16 protein-coding genes are annotated in these 18,556 nt (G+C 67.8%); 13 read left to right on the forward strand and 3 right to left on the reverse strand.

Annotation, left to right across the window (positions count from 1 at the left end):
• Positions 1-2 precede the first annotated feature (2 nt).
• The 13 genes from VARPA_RS04860 (at position 3) to VARPA_RS31310 (ending at position 16,127) form a co-directional block, all read left to right on the forward strand.
• Positions 3-1,556, forward strand: coding sequence for a UDP-N-acetylmuramoyl-L-alanyl-D-glutamate--2,6-diaminopimelate ligase (locus VARPA_RS04860; protein WP_013539437.1), 1,554 nt, complete (start codon positions 3-5; stop codon positions 1,554-1,556).
• A gap of 55 nt (positions 1,557-1,611) precedes the next feature.
• The gene (locus VARPA_RS04865) at positions 1,612-3,051 is read left to right on the forward strand and encodes a UDP-N-acetylmuramoyl-tripeptide--D-alanyl-D-alanine ligase (RefSeq protein WP_013539438.1); all 1,440 of its coding nucleotides are present in this window, start codon (positions 1,612-1,614) and stop codon (positions 3,049-3,051) included.
• 22 nt (positions 3,052-3,073) lie between these two features.
• A complete protein-coding gene (gene mraY / locus VARPA_RS04870; protein WP_013539439.1) occupies positions 3,074-4,252 on the forward strand; it encodes a phospho-N-acetylmuramoyl-pentapeptide-transferase in 1,179 nt (392 codons plus the stop codon).
• A gap of 10 nt (positions 4,253-4,262) precedes the next feature.
• On the forward strand, positions 4,263-6,470 hold the full coding sequence (gene murD, locus VARPA_RS04875) for a UDP-N-acetylmuramoyl-L-alanine--D-glutamate ligase (RefSeq protein ID WP_013539440.1): 2,208 nt from the start codon (positions 4,263-4,265) through the stop codon (positions 6,468-6,470).
• On the forward strand, positions 6,467-7,765 hold the full coding sequence (gene ftsW / locus VARPA_RS04880; RefSeq protein ID WP_013539441.1) for a putative lipid II flippase FtsW: 1,299 nt from the start codon (positions 6,467-6,469) through the stop codon (positions 7,763-7,765). The genes murD and ftsW overlap by 4 nt, the downstream gene beginning before the upstream one ends.
• Positions 7,762-8,826 carry an undecaprenyldiphospho-muramoylpentapeptide beta-N-acetylglucosaminyltransferase gene (gene murG / locus VARPA_RS04885; protein WP_013539442.1) on the forward strand — a complete coding sequence of 355 codons (1,065 nt, stop codon included), beginning with the start codon at positions 7,762-7,764 and terminating at the stop codon, positions 8,824-8,826. The genes ftsW and murG overlap by 4 nt, the downstream gene beginning before the upstream one ends.
• Complete coding sequence (gene murC, locus VARPA_RS04890) at positions 8,823-10,307, forward strand: UDP-N-acetylmuramate--L-alanine ligase (protein WP_013539443.1); 1,485 nt, start codon at positions 8,823-8,825, stop codon at positions 10,305-10,307. Before murG ends, murC begins: the two co-directional genes overlap by 4 nt.
• On the forward strand, positions 10,304-11,275 hold the full coding sequence (locus VARPA_RS04895; protein WP_013539444.1) for a D-alanine--D-alanine ligase: 972 nt from the start codon (positions 10,304-10,306) through the stop codon (positions 11,273-11,275). The genes murC and VARPA_RS04895 overlap by 4 nt, the downstream gene beginning before the upstream one ends.
• 2 nt (positions 11,276-11,277) lie before the next feature.
• Positions 11,278-12,066: a cell division protein FtsQ/DivIB gene (locus tag VARPA_RS04900; protein ID WP_013539445.1), complete on the forward strand. Its 789-nt coding sequence runs from the start codon at positions 11,278-11,280 to the stop codon at positions 12,064-12,066.
• 30 nt (positions 12,067-12,096) lie between these two features.
• The gene (gene ftsA, locus VARPA_RS04905; protein WP_013539446.1) at positions 12,097-13,326 is read left to right on the forward strand and encodes a cell division protein FtsA; all 1,230 of its coding nucleotides are present in this window, start codon (positions 12,097-12,099) and stop codon (positions 13,324-13,326) included.
• A gap of 170 nt (positions 13,327-13,496) precedes the next feature.
• Complete coding sequence (ftsZ, locus tag VARPA_RS04910; RefSeq protein WP_013539447.1) at positions 13,497-14,705, forward strand: cell division protein FtsZ; 1,209 nt, start codon at positions 13,497-13,499, stop codon at positions 14,703-14,705.
• 302 nt (positions 14,706-15,007) lie between these two features.
• Positions 15,008-15,931, forward strand: coding sequence for a UDP-3-O-acyl-N-acetylglucosamine deacetylase (gene lpxC / locus VARPA_RS04915; RefSeq protein WP_041942778.1), 924 nt, complete (start codon positions 15,008-15,010; stop codon positions 15,929-15,931).
• A gap of 19 nt (positions 15,932-15,950) precedes the next feature.
• Positions 15,951-16,127 (forward strand): hypothetical protein, encoded by a 177-nt coding sequence (locus VARPA_RS31310; protein ID WP_013539449.1) that lies wholly within the window; start codon positions 15,951-15,953, stop codon positions 16,125-16,127.
• A gap of 21 nt (positions 16,128-16,148) precedes the next feature.
• Here the strand turns inward: VARPA_RS31310 and ruvC are convergent, their stop codons facing one another.
• From ruvC to VARPA_RS04930, 3 genes are read right to left on the reverse strand one after another with little or no spacing between them, the layout of a single operon-like run.
• Positions 16,149-16,697: a crossover junction endodeoxyribonuclease RuvC gene (gene ruvC / locus VARPA_RS04920; RefSeq protein WP_013539450.1), complete on the reverse strand. Its 549-nt coding sequence runs from the start codon at positions 16,695-16,697 to the stop codon at positions 16,149-16,151.
• Positions 16,698-16,702: 5 nt separating this feature from the next.
• A complete protein-coding gene (locus tag VARPA_RS04925) occupies positions 16,703-17,692 on the reverse strand; it encodes a phosphatidate cytidylyltransferase (RefSeq protein WP_013539451.1) in 990 nt (329 codons plus the stop codon).
• Between the two features lie 4 nt (positions 17,693-17,696).
• Positions 17,697-18,548, reverse strand: a complete 852-nt coding sequence (locus VARPA_RS04930; RefSeq protein ID WP_013539452.1) for a lysophospholipid acyltransferase family protein — start codon at positions 18,546-18,548, stop codon at positions 17,697-17,699.
• Positions 18,549-18,556 lie beyond the last annotated feature (8 nt).

The following is an 18,556-nucleotide window of genomic DNA, read 5'->3' on the forward strand; positions in this document are numbered from 1 at the left end:
GCATGCTGACACTCACCTCCCCCCAAATGGCCGCGCTCTGGCTCAAGGAGCGCGTGCAGGGTGCGCTGCATGCCGACAGCCGTCCGGTGGGCGCGGGCGACGGCTTCATCGCCTGGCCCGGCGCCGCGACCGACGGGCGCAAGCACGTGGCCGCCGCGCTGGCGCAGGGCGCCGCGGCCTGCCTGGTCGAGCACGAAGGCGTCGATGCCTTCGGCTTCGGTGAGGATGACCGCATCGCGAGCTACCCCGGGCTCAAGGCCGCGACCGGCCCGATCGCCTCGGCTTTTTACGACAACCCCTCGGCGCTGCTCGACGTGCTGGCAGTGACCGGCACCAACGGCAAGACCTCCACCGCGTGGTGGCTGGCCGAATCGCTTTCGACGCTGCGCGCGGCCGGCGGCGTTCGCGCGATGCGGCCCGACGGGACCACGGAGCGCAGCGCGCCGTCGCCCTGCGCCGTGATGGGCACGCTGGGCATCGGCGTGCCACCCGATCTCACCTACACCGGCCTCACCACGCCCGACCCCGTGATGATGCAGGGCGAACTGCGCGCGCTGGTCGAGCGCGGCTTCGGCGCCTGCGCCATCGAAGCATCGTCGATCGGCATCGCCGAGCGACGGCTCGATGGCGCGCAGATCGCGGTCGCGGTGTTCACCAATTTCACGCAGGACCACCTCGACTACCACGGCAGCATGGATGCCTACTGGGAAGCCAAGGCCGAGCTCTTCCGCTGGCCGGGCCTGCGCGCCGCGGTGATCAACATCGACGACATGCACGGCGCGAGCCTGTGCGCGAACTTGGTCGATGCCGGCATCGGCGCGCTCGATGTCTGGACGGTGTCGGCCGGCGGCAAGCCGGCGCGCCTCGTGGCACGCGACATCGGCTACGACGCGCAGGGCCTGCAGTTTTCGGTGACCGAGCAGGGGAGCGTGTCGGTCGAGCGTCTTTCCACCGGTCTCATCGGCCAGTACAACGTCGCGAACCTGCTCGGCGTGCTCGGCACGCTGCGCGCGCTGGGCCTGTCGCTCTCGCGGGCTGTTGCCGCGTGCGCCAACCTCACCAGCGTGCCCGGCCGCATGGAACGCGTGAGCGTCGGTGGCAATGCGCCTCTTGCGGTGGTCGACTACGCCCACACGCCCGATGCACTCGACAAGGCACTCGCAGGCCTGCGCCCGCTCGCGCAGCAGCGCGGCGGTGCGCTCTGGTGCCTGTTCGGCTGCGGTGGCGACCGCGACCCGATCAAGCGCCCGATGATGGCGGCCGTCGCCGAACGCCAGGCCGACCACGTCATCGTGACCAGCGACAACCCGCGCAGCGAAAAGCCCGACGCGATCATCAGCCAGGTGCTGCGCGGCTTCTCTCGCTCCGACGCCGCCCAGGTGCAGCCCGACCGCGCCGCCGCCATCGCCGACGCGATCGCACAGGCCGCGCCGCAGGACGTGGTGCTGATCGCCGGCAAGGGCCACGAGGCCTGGCAGGAGATTGCGGGCCAGCGCCTGCCGTTCTCCGACAAGACCCACGCGCTGGATGCGCTGACGAAGCGAGGTGCGGCATGAGTCGCCGGGCCGCTCCCAAGACGAATACCGCAGCGCGAAGCGCGGAGGTCTCCGAATGACGGATATGACGCCGCTGAACATGACGCTCGCTCAAGCGCAGCAATGGATTCCGGGTTCGCGCCTCGTGGGCGACCCGGCCACGGTCATCGCGCGCGTACACACCGACACCCGCACGCTGGCAGACGGCGACCTGTTCGTCGCCCTCAAGGGCGAGCGTTTCGACGCCAACGATTTCCTGGCCCAGGCCAAGGAAAAGGGCGCCATCGCAGCCATTGCCCACCACGGCCTCGAAGCCGCCGGCCTCGCGGGCCTCGAAGTGCCCGACTCGCTGGTGGCACTGGGCGCGCTCGGCGCCGGCTGGCGCGCGCAGTTCGAGCTGCCGCTGATCGCCGTCACCGGCAGCAACGGCAAGACGACCGTCACGCAGATGATCGCGGCGATCCTCGTCGCCTTCCGCGCCGACCGCGCGCTCGCGACTGCCGGCAACTTCAACAACGAGATCGGCGTGCCGCTGACGCTGCTGCGCCTGCGCGCGCGCCACCAGCACGCGGTGCTGGAGCTGGGCATGAACCATCCGGGCGAGATCGCGCGGCTGTCCGCCATCTCGCGCCCGACGATCGCGCTGGTCAACAACGCCCAGCGCGAGCACCAGGAATTCATGGCCACCGTCGAGGCGGTCGCCATCGAGAACGCCGCCGTCTTCGCGGTGCTGCCCGACGACGGCACGGCCGTCTTCCCGTATGGCGACACCTTCACCTCGCTCTGGACCGACATGGCGCACGACGGCGGTTCCCGCCGCTGCATGACCTTCGGCGAAGACGAAGGCGCCGACATCTCGCTCGAGAGCGCCGAATGGAAGCAGGGCGCCTGGGCCGTTCGCGTGCGCACGCCGCTCGGCAACTTCGACGCGAGCCTGCACATCGCCGGCCGCCACAACGCGGGCAACGCGTTGGCCGCCACCGCCTGCGCGTTGGCCGCGGGCGTGCCGATCGACCGCATCGCCGAGGGCCTGTCGGCCTTCGAGCCGGTGAAGGGCCGCTCCAAGGCCAGCGAGGTCGTGCTGTCGAACAAGCACGTGCTCACGCTGGTCGACGACAGCTACAACGCCAACCCCGATTCCGTGATCGCCGCCATCGACGTGCTCGCGGGCCTACCCGGCCCGCACCTCTTGGTGCTGGGGGACATGGGCGAGGTCGGCAACCGCGCGCCGGAGTTCCACGCCGAGGTCGGCGCCTGGGCGAAGCGGCGCGGCATCGAGGCCGTCTACACGCTCGGCACCGAAACCGCGCACACCATCGCCGCTTTCCAGGATGCGGACAACGGCCGTCATTTCAACGACTACGAAGCGCTCCATGCCGCCGTGCTCGCCCGCCTGCCGCTGGTCGGCAGCGTGCTCGTCAAGGGCTCGCGCTTCATGAAGATGGAACGCGTGGTGCAAGCGATTGGCGATCTTGCTCAGTCACAACCCAAAACAACAAAAGGAGGCCGGTCATGACGCATGAGCCGCGCGATACAACATGCTGCTGAGCCTTGCCCAATGGCTGCAGACGCTTTCGCCCGAGTTCGGGTTTTTGCGCGTTTTCCAGTACCTCACCTTCCGCGCGCTGATGGCCGCGGTGACCGCGCTGCTGGTCGGCCTGGTGGCCGGCCCGTACGTGATCCGCCGCCTCGCCGCGCTCAAGATCGGCCAGCCGGTGCGCGGCTACGGCATGGAAACGCACCTCACCAAGAGCGGCACGCCCACCATGGGCGGCGTGCTGGTGCTGTTCGCGATCGCTTTTGCCACGCTGCTGTGGTTCGACATCTCGAACCGCTTCGTGTGGATCGTGCTGTGGGTGACGATGGGCTTCGGCGCCATCGGCTGGGTCGACGACTGGCGCAAGGTGGTGCGCAAGGACCCCGAGGGCATGCGCTCGCGCGAGAAGTATTTCTGGCAATCGGTGGTCGGCCTGCTCGCGGGCTTCTACCTGCTCTTCAGCATTTCCGAGAGCTCCAACTGGCGCGTGCTGCAGCTGTTCTTCGCATGGGTGCAATCGGGGTTCGACCTCGACTTTCCGCCCAAGATCAACCTCTTGGTGCCCTTCTTCAAGGAAGTGAGCTACCCGCTCGGCGGCATCGGCTTCGTGATCCTCACCTACCTCGTGATCGTGGGCGCTAGCAACGCGGTGAACCTCACTGACGGGCTCGACGGCCTCGCGATCATGCCGGTGGTGATGGTGGGCTCGGCGCTGGGCGTGTTCGCCTATGTCACGGGCAGCGCGGTGTATTCCAAGTACCTGCTGTTCCCCAATATCCCTGGTTCGGGCGAACTGCTGGTGTTCTGCTCGGCGATGGCTGGCGCGGGCCTCGCGTTCCTCTGGTTCAACACGCACCCGGCCCAAGTGTTCATGGGCGACGTGGGCGCGCTCGCGCTCGGCGGCGCGCTGGGCACCATCGCGGTCATCGTGCGCCAGGAGATCGTGTTCTTCATCATGGGCGGCATCTTCGTGGTCGAGGCGATCTCGGTGATGGCGCAGGTCATGTACTTCAAGTACACGAAGAAGCGCTACGGCGAAGGTCGCCGCGTGCTGAAGATGGCGCCGTTGCACCACCATTTCGAGAAGAGCGGCTGGCGCGAGACGCAGGTCGTGGTGCGCTTCTGGATCATCACGATGCTTTTGTGCCTCGTGGGTCTTTCGACGCTGAAGCTGCGGTGAGAAGAAACAGATGCGCCATCTGAAAGACCTCCCCGTCCTCATCCTCGGCCTCGGTGCGTCCGGGCTGGCGATGACGCGCTGGTGCGCGCGGCACGGTGCGGTCGTGACCGTGGCGGACACGCGCGAGGCGCCCGCCGCGCTCGCGACGCTGCGGGCGGAGTTGCCGGATGCGACCTTCATCGGCGGGCCGTTCTCGGCCGCACTGGTCGAAGGCACGCCGATTCGCGCTGTGTACCGCTCGCCGGGCCTGTCGCCCGCGACCATTGCGCCGGTCATCGATGCGGCGAAGGCCGTGGGGCTGACGGTTGGAGGCGAGCTGGACCTCTTCGCGCGCGCATTGCTCGATTTGCGGACGGTCGAAGTGCCGGTGGCGGAAGTCGCCGAGACCGAGCCGGAAGCTGTGACCGAACCAGTTGCCGAAGCGCCTGCGGAACCCGTGGTGCCTGAAGCGGCCCAAGCCGAGCTGACGTTGACCGTCGAGCCGGCGGAAGCCCCGCCCGTCGAAGCGGCCGAAGTGCCGGCCGCACCGGAACCGGAAGAGGTGCATGCAGTGACCGAGCAGGTCGAGGCCGAAGCGGCTGCGACTGTCGAGGCAACCGAAGTGCCGGAAGCCGTCGAGACGGCGGAAGTGCCAGCGCAAACCGTCGAGCCCGTCGCCGCGACGGAAAGCACCGAAGCAACCGAAGCAGCACCTGAACCCGCAACCCCCGCGATGGCCGAGGCCATGCCGCGTGATCCTTCGCTGAGCGTTCCGGTCACGCCGCCCGTGGACGAAGGCGCCCCGGCCGCGGAGGTCACCGATGCTGCACCCGACGCGACGGCACCGGCGCCAGCAGTCGCACCCGCCACCGGTTCCCGCCTGCCCGCCACCGGCAAGCCCTACGTCCCCACGGCCGCCCGCGAGGCCGCCGACTTCGTCGCCAAGATCGCCGAACTCTCCGCCACCAACCCGGCCTCCGCCGCCGTGGAAGAAGAGCCGACCGCCCAACTGCCCCTGGTGCCGATCGAGGAACCGCCGGCCCCCAAGGGCTACACCCCCGCGGTGCTCGCCGTGACCGGCACCAACGGCAAGACCACCGTCACCGCGCTCACCGGCCAACTGGTCGAGCGCGCGGGCAAGAGCGTGGCTGTCGCCGGCAACATCGGCCCGACGCTGCTCGACACGCTGGCCGCGCACATCGATGCCGAGACGCTGCCCGACGTGTGGGTGCTCGAACTCTCCAGCTTCCAGCTCGACGGCGTGCAGGGCTTCGAGCCGACCGCCGCGACCGTGCTCAACCTCACGCAGGACCACCTCGACTGGCACGGCGACATGCCGGCCTATGCGGCGGCGAAGGCGCGCATCTTCGGTGCGAAGGGTCTGATGATCCTCAACCGCGACGACGCAGGCGTGATGGCCATGCTGCCGCCGCCCGTCCGGGTGAAGCTGCAGCGTCCGCAGATCCGCACGCACGTCACTTTCGGCAGCGCGATGCCGCTGCGCCCGGGCGACTACGGCATCGAGCGCATCAACGGCATCGGCTGGCTGGTGCGCGCACTGGAGGCCGACGAAACGCAGAAGCGCAAGCGTGGCGCGGTGGTCGAAGAAGAAATCTTCTTCCAGCGCCTGATGCCTGCCGACGCACTGCGCATCCGCGGCCGTCACAACGCCATGAACGCGCTGGCCGCGCTCGCGCTCGCCACCGCCGCCGACTGCCCGCTGGGCCCGATGCTCTACGGCCTGCGCGAATACCGCGGCGAGCCGCACCGCGTGGAGCCGATCGCGCTGATCGACGACGTCGAGTACTTCGACGACAGCAAGGGCACCAACGTCGGCGCGACGGTCGCGGCGCTGAACGGCCTGGGCGAAGACCGCCGCGTGGTTGTCATCCTCGGCGGCGAAGGCAAGGGGCAGGACTTCGAACCGCTCGCCGCACCCGTCGCGCAGCACGCGCGCGCCGTCGTGCTGATCGGCCGCGACGCGCCGCTGATCGAGGCCGCGCTGGCGAACACCGGCGTCTCGCTGATGCATGCCGCCTCGATGGACGAGGCCGTGAAGCTGGCCGCCGCGCGCGCCAACCCCGGCGATGCCGTGCTGCTGTCACCGGCCTGTGCGAGCTTCGACATGTTCAAGGATTACGAGCACCGCGCGGAAGTGTTCCGCGAGGTCGTCCAGGCGCTCGCGGACAACCCGCGCGGCATGTCGACCGACGGTTCGTTCCCGGAGGAAACGCTGTGAACTCCGCTGCTGCAGGCGCCACGCCCAACACTCGCACCAGCCGCTTCGGTGGCTGGTTCAGGCGCGCCCGCAGCGGCATCGATTCGCTGCCCGTGCACCTGCCGGTGCGGCTGGGCGGGGCCGGCATCGCGCAGACCAAGGCCACGCCGATGCGCGTGCTGGGCTTCGACCAGGCGCTGGTGTGGGTCACCGTGGCGCTCCTGACCTGGGGCCTGGTGATGGTGTATTCCGCGTCCATCGCGCTGCCCGACAACCCGCGCTTCGCGCGTGCCGGCTATGGCGCCTCGTTTTTCCTGACGCGGCATGCCGCGTCAGTGGCATTCGCGTTCATCGCCGCGCTGCTGGCCTTCCAGATCCCGATGAAGACCTGGGAGCGCGCCGCGCCCTGGCTGTTCGTCGTCTCGCTGCTCCTCCTGGTGGCGGTGCTGATTCCGCACATCGGCATCAGCGTGAACGGCGCTCGGCGCTGGCTGCCGATGGGCTTCATGCGCTTCCAGCCTTCCGAGCTCGCGAAGGTGGCGATGGTGCTCTATGCCGCCAGCTACATGGTGCGCAAGATGGAGATCAAGGAGCGGTTCTTTCGCGCCGTGCTGCCGATGGGCATTGCGGTGGTGGTGGTCGGCATGCTGGTGATGGCCGAGCCCGACATGGGCGCGTTCATGGTGATCGCGGTGATCGCCATGGGCATCCTCTTCCTGGGCGGCGTGAACGCGCGCATGTTCTTCGTGATCGCCGCGCTCGTGGTGGTGGCCTTCGGCACCATCGTGGCGAGCAGCCCCTGGCGCCGCGAGCGGATCTTCGCGTACCTCGATCCGTGGAGCGAGGAGCACGCGCTCGGAAAGGGCTACCAGCTCTCGCACTCGCTGATCGCCATCGGGCGCGGCGAGATCTTCGGCGTCGGCCTGGGCGGCAGCGTCGAGAAGCTGCACTGGCTGCCCGAGGCGCACACCGACTTCCTGCTCGCCGTGATCGGCGAGGAATTCGGCCTGGTCGGCGTGCTGCTGATCATCGGCCTCTTCCTCTGGCTGACCCGCCGCGTCATGCACATCGGCCGCCAGGCCATTGCGCTGGACCGCGTGTTTTCGGGCCTGGTCGCGCAAGGCGTGGGCGTGTGGCTCGGCTTCCAGACCTTCATCAACATGGGCGTGAACCTCGGTGCACTGCCGACCAAGGGCCTGACCTTGCCGCTGATGAGCTTCGGCGGTTCGGCCATCCTGATGAACATGATCGCGCTGGCGATCGTGCTGCGCATCGATTACGAAAACCGAGTCCTCATGCGCGGAGGCCGCGTATGACCGGCAGGACCGCACTCGTCATGGCCGGCGGCACCGGCGGCCACATCTTCCCGGGCCTCGCCGTGGCCGAGGCATTGCGCGAGCGCGGCTGGCGCGTGCACTGGCTGGGCGCGCCCGGCGGCATGGAAGAAAAGCTCGTGCCGCCGCGTGGCTTCGCGTTCGAGCCGGTGCAGTTCGGCGGCGTGCGCGGCAAGGGCCCGCTCACGCTGTTCCTGCTGCCGTTGAAACTGCTGCGCGCTTTCTGGCAGAGCTTTCGCGTGGTGCGCCGCGTGAAGCCCGACGTGCTGGTGGGCCTGGGCGGCTACATCACCTTTCCGGGCGGAATGATGGGCGTGCTGCTCAACAAGCCGCTGGTGCTGCACGAGCAGAACTCGGTCGCGGGCCTCGCCAACAAGGTGCTGGCGGGCGTGGCCGACCGTGTGTTCACCGCCTTCCCGAATGTGCTGAAGAAGGCGCAGTGGGTGGGCAATCCGCTGCGCGCGGCGTTCACCTCGCAGCCCGATCCGGCCTCGCGCTTCGCGGGCCGAACCGGTCCGCTCAAGCTGCTCGTGGTGGGCGGCAGCCTCGGCGCACGCGGCCTCAACACCGTGGTGCCGCAGGCGCTGGCGCGTATCGCACCCGAAACGCGTCCGCAGGTGCTGCACCAGAGCGGCACCAAGCAGATCGACGAACTGCGCGCCAACTACACGGCGGCGGGTGTCGAAGGCGAGCTCACGCCGTTCATCGAAGACACGGCGCAGGCCTATGCGGACGCGGACATCATCGTCGCGCGCGCCGGTGCCAGCACCGTCACAGAAATCGCGGCCGTCGGCGCAGCAGCGCTGTTCGTGCCTTTCCCCTCGGCGGTCGACGACCACCAGACCACCAACGCGCGCTTCCTCGTGGACGCGGGCGGCGGCTGGCTGGTGCAGCAGGCCGACCTCACACCTGAATTGCTGGCTGATTTGCTACAGAACACCGAGCGCACCGCGCTGATCGAGAAGGCCGCGAAGGCAAAGACCATGCAGAAGACAGAGGCTGTGGAAGCCGTCGTCCGCGCCTGCGAGGAGCTTGCCAAATGAAGCACGCCATTCGCCACATCCATTTCGTCGGCGTCGGCGGCTCGGGCATGAGCGGCATCGCCGAGGTGCTGCTCAACCTGGGCTACAGGATCACCGGCTCCGACCTGTCCGACAGCGCCACGCTGCGCCGGCTCGCGGGCCTGGGCATCGGCACCTTCGTGGGCCATGCGGCCGCGCACATCGAGGGCGCGGACGCGGTCGTCACTTCCACTGCCGTGCAGTCGGACAATCCCGAAGTACTGGCCGCGCGCGAGAAGCGCATTCCGGTCGTGCCGCGCGCGCTGATGCTGGCCGAGCTGATGCGCCTGAAGCAGGGCATCGCGATCGCGGGCACGCACGGCAAGACCACCACCACCAGCCTCGTGGCGAGCGTGCTCGACGCGGCAGGGCTCGATCCGACCTTCGTGATCGGCGGGCGCCTGAACAGCGCAGGCGCGAATGCGCAGCTCGGCAGCGGCGACTACATCGTCGTCGAGGCCGACGAGTCGGACGCCTCGTTCCTGAACCTGCTGCCCGTGATGGCGGTGGTCACGAACATCGATGCCGACCACATGGAGACCTACGGGCACGACTTCGCGAAGCTGAAGAAAGCATTCGTCGACTTCCTGCACCGCATGCCGTTCTACGGCGTGGCCATTCTCTGCACCGACGACGCGGCGGTGCGCGACATCGTGGCCCAGGTCACCTGCCCGGTCACAAGCTACGGCTTCGGCGAGGACGCCCAGGTGCGCGCCGTCGACGTGCGCGCGGTCGGCGGCCAGATGCATTTCACCGCGCAGCGCCGCAACGGCGTGACGCTGCCCGACCTGCCCATCGTGCTGAACCTGCCGGGCGAGCACAACGTGCGCAATGCGCTGTCGGTGATCGCGGTGGCGGTCGAGCTCGGCATTCCCGACGAGGCGGTGCAGCGAGGCCTCGCCGGCTTCAAGGGCGTGGGCCGCCGCTTCCAGAGCTACGGCGAGGTGAGCGTGCCGGGCGGCACGGGCAGCTTCACCGTGATCGACGACTACGGCCATCACCCGGTCGAGATGGCGGCCACGATCGCCGCCGCACGCGGCGCGTTCCCGGGCCGCCGGCTGGTGCTGGCTTTCCAGCCGCACCGCTACACCCGCACGCGCGACTGCTTCGAGGACTTCGTGAAGGTCATCGGCACGGCCGATTCGGTGCTGCTCGGCGAGGTCTATGCCGCGGGCGAGGCGCCCATCGTGGCCGCCGACGGCCGCACGCTGGCGCGCGCGCTGCGCGTGGCCGGCAAGGTGGAGCCGGTGTTCGTCGACGACATCGCGGCCATGCCGCAGGCGGTGCTGGACAACGCCCGGCCGGGCGACGTCGTGCTTTCCATGGGCGCCGGTTCCATCGGCGCGGTGCCGGGCAAGGTGGTCGAACTCGGCGGCGCGGCCGCACCCGCAGCGGCTGCCGCAGCCACTGCGCCATCGTCAACAACTTCGGAGCGCGGCTCGCGCAAGGGGAGGGCATCGTGAGCCTTCAGGATCCAAAACTTTTCGGCAAGGTCGCCGTGCTGTTTGGCGGCAGTTCCGCGGAACGCGAGGTCTCGATGATGTCGGGCACCGGCGTGCTCGAGGCGCTGCGTTCGCGCGGCGTCGATGCGCACGCCTTCGATCCGTCCGAGCGCGACCTGGTCGAGCTCAAGCGCGAAGGCTTTGCGCGCTGCTTCGTCGTGCTGCACGGCCGCCATGGCGAAGACGGCACGGTGCAGGGCGCGCTCGAGCTGCTCGGCATTCCCTACACCGGCTCGGGCGTCATGGCCTCGAGCGTGGCGATGGACAAGGTCATGACCAAGCGCATCTGGCAGGCCGACGGCCTGCCGACGCCCAAGTACGTGCGCCTGGCTTTCGACCAGCAGAGCCGCGAGCAGATCATGGTGGTGCCCGACGTGCTCGGCCTGCCGCTGATCGTGAAGCCACCGCGCGAGGGTTCGTCCATCGGCGTGACGAAGGTCGAAGGCTATTCACAGATGCAGGACGCGGTCACGCTCTCGGCGAAATACGACGCCGATGTGCTCTGCGAGGAGTTCATCGAGGGCGAGGAGGTGACCTGCGCCGTGCTCGGCCAGGGGCTCGATGCGCGCGCGCTCCCGGTGGTGCGCATCGCCGCGCCCGAAGGCGCCTACGACTACCAGAACAAGTATTTCACCGACGTCGTGCAATACAAGTGCCCGAGCGGGTTGCCGGCGGACGAGGAGCACGAGATCCAGCGCATCACGCTGGCCGCGTACCACACGCTCGGCTGCCGCGGCTGGGGCCGCGCCGACGTGATGATCCGCGCCAGCGACCGCAAGCCCTTCCTGCTCGAGATGAACACCTCGCCCGGCATGACCAGCCATTCGCTGGTGCCGATGTCGGCGCGTGCGGCGGGCATTCCCTACGAAGAGCTGTGCCTGCGCGTGCTGGCCTCCGCTTCGCTGGATGCCAAGGGAGGCGCGCAATAGCCATGGCCGACAGCATCCAGGCGCCGTTCGACGTCAAGCTCATGAACATCGTGGCGAACCTCGCGTTCGTCGCGGTGGCGCTCATGCTGCTGGCGGCGGGCGCGTGGTGGGTGCTGCGCCAGCCTTTCTTCCCGCTCGCGGGTATCAAGGTGGACGGCGAAGTGACGCACAACAACGCGGTCACGCTGCGCGCCAACGTGGCGCCGCAGCTCTCGGGCAACTTCTTCACCATCGACCTCGCGCGTGCGCGCACCGCCTTCGAAGCGGTGCCGTGGGTGCGCAGCGCGGTGGTGCGGCGCGAGTTTCCGAACAAGCTGCGCGTGTCGCTGACCGAGCAGGTGCCGGTGGCCAGCTGGGGCGACGAGGCGGGGTCGAAGCTCATCAACGGCTTCGGCGATGTGTTCGAAGCCAACGTGGCCGAGGTGGACGAGGACCTACCGCGCCTGGACGGCCCGATCGAGCAGGCCGGGCAGGTGCTGGGCATGTACCGCGTGCTGGCGCCGCAGTTCCAGCCCTACGACTTCGGCATCGACGAGCTCACGCTGTCCAGCCGGGGCAGCTGGAGGGTGGTGCTGGACAGCGGCGCGCGGATCGAACTCGGGCGCGGGCAGAGCGAAGAGGTGTCGGCCAGGCTGCAGCGCTTCCTGAAGACCGTGACCCAGGTCGCGGGCCAATACCACCGCACGGTGGCCGATGTCGAAGGCGCCGATCTGCGCCACAACGACGCGTATGCATTGAGGCTGCGCGGCGTCACCACGGTCTCGCCCGAGACCCCAAGAAGAATCAAGTAGCGCACAGCGAGAAATCGAGGACATATTTCAATGCCCAAAGAATACAAAGACCTGGTCGTAGGCCTGGACATCGGCACCGCCAAGGTGATGGTGGTCGTGGCCGAGGTGCTGCCCGGCGGCGAGCTCAAGCTCGCCGGGCTCGGCATCGCGCCGAGCAATGGCCTGAAGCGCGGCGTGGTGGTGAACATCGACGCCACGGTGCAGAGCATCCAGCAGGCGCTGAAAGAGGCCGAGCTGATGGCCGACTGCAAGATCAGCCGCGTCTACACCGGCATCACCGGCAGCCACATCCGCGGCATCAATTCCAGCGGCATGGTGGCGGTGAAGGACAAGGAAGTGACGCCCGCCGACGTGGCCCGCGTGGTGGAGACCGCGCGCGCGATCAACATCTCGAGCGACCAGCGCTTGCTGCTGGTGGAGCCGCAGGAGTTCGTGATCGACGGCCAGGACGTGAAGGAGCCGATCGGCATGAGCGGCATGCGGCTCGAAGCCAAGGTGCACATCGTGACCGGTGCGCAGAGCGCGGCCGAGAACATCATCAAGTGCGTGCGCCGCTGCGGCCTGGAGGTCGACCAGCTGATGCTGAACCCGCTGGCCTCGAGCCAGGCGGTGCTCACGGAAGACGAACGCGAACTGGGCGTGGTGCTGGTGGACATCGGCGCGGGCACGACCGACGTGGCGATCTTCACCAATGGCGCGATTCGCCACACGGCGGTGATTCCGATCGCGGGCGACCTCATCACGAGCGACATCGCGATGGCGCTGCGCACGCCCACCAAGGACGCGGAAGACATCAAGGTCGAGAGCGGCTATGCGAAGCAACTGCTGGCCGACCCCGACCAGCAGGTGGAAGTGCCGGGTCTGGGCGACCGCGGTCCGCGCATGCTGAGCAAGCAGGCGCTGGCCGGCGTGATCGAGCCGCGCATCGAGGAGATCTTCTCGCTGGTGCAGCAGGTGGTGCGTGAGTCGGGCTACGAAGAGGTGCTCTCTTCGGGCGTGGTGCTCACCGGCGGCAGTGCGGTGATGCCGGGCATGGTCGAGCTGGGCGAAGACATCTTCCTCAAGCCCGTGCGCCGCGGCATCCCGAAGTATTCCAGCGCGTTGTCCGACATGGTCGCGCAGCCTCGCGCGGCTACTGTCATGGGCCTGCTCGAAGAGGCGCGCTTCGCACGCATGCGCGGCTTCAAGGTCGCGCAAAAGAACGGGTCGGTAAAGACTGCGTTCGGACGTTTCAAGGACTTCATCGTGGGGAACTTCTGACCATGAACCACTCCCCACTCTGGCTCGCTCGCGGCAGTCCGCCGTTGCATTTCAACGAGCGATGGCGACGAACAGGTCCACCATCGTGACGACGCTCTCGTTGAACACGTCACGGCAAAAGAATTATTCATAGATACATAACGGCAACTGCAATATTCAAGGAGTTAGAAATGACCATCGAAATGATCGAAGTCGAAGAATTCAATCAGGGCACGCAGATCAAGGTGATCGGTGTCGGCGGCGGTGGCGGCAATGCGGTCGCCCACATGATGGAGCGTGGTGTGCAGGGCGTGCAGTTCGTTTGCGCGAACACTGACGCACAGGCGCTGACCCGCAGCAACGCGAACAAGATCATCCAGCTGGGCACCAGCGGCCTGGGTGCCGGCAGCAAGCCCGACAAGGGCCGTGAAGCCGCCGAAGCCGCCGTGGACGAAATCCGCGCGGCGATCGACGGCGCGCACATGCTGTTCATCACCGCCGGCATGGGCGGCGGCACGGGCACCGGCGCCGCGCCGGTGATCGCGCGCGTGGCCAAGGAAATGGGCATCCTCACCGTGGGTGTGGTGACCAAGCCCTTCGACTGGGAAGGCGGCCGCCGCATGAAGAACGCGGACGACGGCCTGGCCGAACTCGAAGCCAACGTCGATTCGCTGATCGTGGTGCTCAACGAGAAGCTGCTCGACGTGCTCGGTGAAGACATCACCCAGGACGAAGCCTTCGCGCACGCCAACGATGTGCTCAAGAACGCCGTGGGCGGCATCTCGGAAATCATCAACGAGTACGGCGGCGTGAACGTCGACTTCGAAGACGTGCGCACCGTGATGGGCGAACCGGGCAAGGCCATGATGGGCACCGCCGCGGCTGCCGGTCCCGACCGCGCGCGCATCGCCGCCGAGCAGGCCGTGGCCTGCCCGCTGCTCGAAGGCATCGACCTCTCGGGCGCCAAGGGCGTGCTGGTGCTGGTGACGGCATCGAAGGGTTCGCTGAAGCTGAACGAGTCGAAGCTCGCGATGAACACCATCCGCGCCTACGCCTCGCCCGATGCGCACGTGATCTACGGCGCTGCCTACGACGAAGCCCTGGGCGACGAGATGCGCGTGACCGTGGTGGCCACGGGCCTCTCGCGCGCGGATGCACGCCGCCAGGCACCTACGCTGGAAGTCATTCGCACCGGCACCGACAACATCCCGTTCAACGTGCCCACCATGGGCGGCGTCGGCCACACCAGCGGTGGCAGCCAGCCGAACTACGACGGCATGGCAGTTCCCAGCGTGTGGCGCACCAACCGCACGATGGCCGCGGCCAAGGTGGATGCACTGTCGTCGGGCGGCATGGACGACTTCGAAATTCCTGCATTCCTGCGCCGTCAGGCCGATTAACCGGGCTCACCCCCAGGCTGCGCGCACTTCGTGTCGCTTCGCCAACCCCTACCGGGGGCAACATCAGCGGCCCGGCAAAGCCGGTTCCGCGGTGTTTCGCGAAGTGACTCAACGGGACGCTCAGGGCACGAAGGTTCGCAAGGGGTACAGGGAAGACCTGAAAGGGACTTCCGCTGCTCTAGGCGCTGCGTTCACTTCGTGCCCTTTGCGTCCATTGCCGGGATTGCATAGAACCGATGTCTATCGCTGCCATAGCGAGGGGATTAGGCCGCCACGCGCGTGGCGCGCCTAAAATCCCCGGCGTGCTGCAACAACGAACCCTCAAGTCGATCAGCCGCGCCGTGGGCGTGGGGCTTCACAGCGGGCAACGCGTGGAACTGACCCTGCGACCGGCCCCGGCCGACACGGGCATCGTGTTCCGCCGCGTCGATCTGCCCGAGCCTGCTGAAATCCGAATGACCGCCGAAGCGGTCACCGACACTCGCCTCGCCTCCACGGTCTCGACCGGCGGCGCGAAGGTGCAGACGGTCGAGCATCTGATGTCGGCCTGCGCGGGCCTCGGCATCGACAACCTCTACATCGACATCACGGCCGACGAAGTGCCGATCCTCGACGGGTCGGCTTCGTCTTTCGTGTTCCTGCTGCAAAGCGCGGGCATCGAACTGCAGAAGGCGCCGCGCCGCTTCATCCGCGTGACCCGCAAGGTCGAGGTGCGCGAAGGCGAGGGCGCCAACGAGAAGTGGGCGAGCCTGGAGCCGTACCACGGCTACAAGCTGAGCTTCGAGATCGACTTCGATCATCGCGTGGTCAATTCCACCGGCCAGCGCGTGGAGTTCGACCTCGGCACCGATTCGTACAGCCGCGACATCGCACGTGCGCGCACCTTCGGCTTCACGAAAGAGGTCGAGTACATGCGCAGCAAGGGCTTGGCCCTGGGCGGCGGTCTCGACAACGCCATCGTGATGGACGACACCAAGGTGCTCAATGCCGGCGGGCTGCGCTACGACGACGAGTTCGTGAAGCACAAGATCCTCGATGCGATGGGCGACCTCTACATCATCGGCAAGCCGCTGCTCGCGGCCTACACCGCGTTCCGCTCGGGCCATGCGCTCAACAACAAGCTGCTGCGCGAACTGCTGGCGAACAGCGACGCCTACGAGGTCGTGACCTTCGACGACGAGAAGCGCGCACCGCGCGGCTTCGGCGAAGTGGCGCGGGCCTGGTAGGCCGGCGCCTTTCCGAGCGATGCTTCTCTTCCGCTGGGCCATCCTGCTGCTTCTGCTGGTGGCGGGCGTGTCCTTCGCTTTCTATGCGGGCACCGGCCAGGTGAAGTACCGGCGCGTCGGCTGGATCGTGCTCAAGTGGACGCTGCTCGCTGCCTTCGGCTTCTTCGCGGTGCTGATCGCGGAGCGCGTGGCCTAGGCCTTCTTCCTTCTGCCGGGCTTAGCGCGAACGCCCTTGCCGGTAGGTGCCGGCATGGGTCTTCGACAGCTCGGCGGCTTCGGCCAGCCGCGCCATCGAACGGCCCACTTGCGCATGCGTGATCGCGATGCCCAGCGCATCGGCCGCATCGGCGCCGGGCAGCCCCGGCAGGTCGAGCAACCGCTTCACCATCTCCTGCACCTGCGCTTTGGCCGCCTGGCCATGGCCTGCGACTGCCTTCTTCATCTGCAGCGCGGTGTACTCGGCCACCGTGAGGTTGCTGTTCACCAGAGAGGTCACGCAGGCGCCGCGCGCCTGTCCCAGCAGCAGCGTCGACTGCGGGTTGACGTTCACGAAGATGATTTCCACCGCCGACGCATCGGGTTGGTAGCGCGCGGTGATTTCGGCAATGCCGTCGAACAGCACCTTCAGGCGCGCCGGCAGGTTGCCGCTGCCCAGGTGCCGCGTGCTGATGGTGCCGCTGGCCACATAGCGCAGCGCGTGGCCGTCCGCGTCCACCACGCCGAAGCCGGTGGTGAGAAGGCCGGGGTCGATGCCGAGGATGCGCATGTCTGTCAGGCGTTGAAGTACCAGCGGATCGAGTGAAAGAAGATCGGCGCCGCGAAGCACAGCGCATCGACGCGGTCCAGAAGGCCGTTCGCGCCGGTCACGCCCACGCCCTTCTTGCCCCAGTTCGGAATGCCGCGGTCGCGCTTGAGCGCCTTCATCACGAGGTGTCCCATCGAGCCTGCGATGCAGGCGATGACCGACACCGCGAGCGCCTGCCCGAACTTGAACGGCGTGATGAACGAGAACAGCGCGCCCACCAGGCTCGCCACCACGATGCCGATGCCCCAACTGGTCCAGTTGAAGCTGCGGCTCACGTTGGGTGCGAACGGCGTGCGCTGCGTGCGGCGCGAGATGAGGTGCTGCACCAGCACCGAGGTCTGCACCACGAACACCAGGAAGAACACGAGGAAGGCGCTCTTGCCCTCGTAGCCCGGAAAAGTCAGCAAGAGCAGCGCCGGCACGTGACTCATGCCGTAGACGCAGACCATGATCCCCCACTGCAGCTTGGCGTTGCGCTCGAGGAATTGGCTCGAATCATTGGCCAGCGCGCTCGCCACCGGAATCGCGAGGAACACGTAGACCGGGATGAACACGGTGAAGAGATCGAAGTGCGCCGTGGCCACCAGCCAGAACTGGATCGGCAGCACCACGAAGAACGCGAGGATCAAGCTGCGGTGGTCGCCGCGCCGCGTGGGCGAGAGCGTGATGAATTCGCGCAGCGCGAAGAACGAGATCAGCGCGAACAGCACCGTGGCCACGGTTTCGCCGAGCGCCCAGCCGATCCAGAAGATGATCACCATGAACCAGGTGGTGCCCAGCAGCGCCCGGTAATGCGCGAGCTCGGCCTGCCAGGTGGCATCGTGTACGGGGTTGCGCTTTTCGCGGAAGCTGAGGAAGAAGGCGGTGGTGCTGATGATCATCAGCAGGCCGAAGATGATGAGGAAGAGCGCCGCGACCTGCTGGGTCGGGGTGAGGTTGCGCAGGAACTGGTTCATGGGGTCAGATATCGCGCAAGGCGATCACTGCGGCACGCGCGCGATCCAGGAAGGAGCGGCGCTCTTCGCCCTCTTCGACGCGGATCGGCGCGCCGAAGGTAACGGAGCAAAGAATGGGCACCGGCACGATCTCGCCCTTGGGCATGACGCGCTGCACGTTGTCGATCCAGGCCGGCACGAGCACCACGTCGGGGAACATCGTTGCGAGCGTGTAGAGGCCGGACTTGAACTTCTGCGGCTCGCCCGTGTGGCCTCGCGTGCCTTCGGGAAAGATGATGATCGAGTCGCCACTGCGCAATGCCTCGACGAGCGGCGCGAGGGGATCGGTGGGTGGCGGCGCGGGCTCGGCCGGCGGCGGCGAGGGCTCCGCAACGAATGGCGGCGGGGCGATGGGCGCGGGGGGCGGCACCGGTGCTGGAAGGTCGAGCTCGCCTTGCAGCTCGTTCACGACCTCGGCACGCGGCGCTTCGGCCGGCAGCAGCGGCTCCATCGAAGGTTCGATGCGCTCGGCGGGCGCTGCAGCGACAGCCGGCTCGGCCTGCATCGGTTCAGGCGCAGCAGCTGCAGCAGGCGCCGTGGCCGCACGCTCCACATACACCGCGTTGAACACCTCCGTCGTGATCCACCGCTTGACCGGCGTGTTGGCCCAGTAGTCGCGCGCCGCGATCGGCCGCGTGATGCTGCGCAGTTCCTCGGGCAGCGCCGCCCAGATCATCACGAGGTCGGCGTGGCTCTGGTGGTTGGCGAAATAGATGCGCTGCTCGGCCTTCGGTGGACAGCCGTACCAGCGCGCCTGCGCGCCCGTGAGCAACCGGACGAACCCCAACAACAACCAACCTGTGAGCTTTGCCAGCATATGGGCGC

Origin of the sequence: Variovorax paradoxus EPS (assembly GCF_000184745.1) — a bacterium.
Lineage (GTDB): Bacteria > Pseudomonadota > Gammaproteobacteria > Burkholderiales > Burkholderiaceae_C > Variovorax > Variovorax paradoxus_C.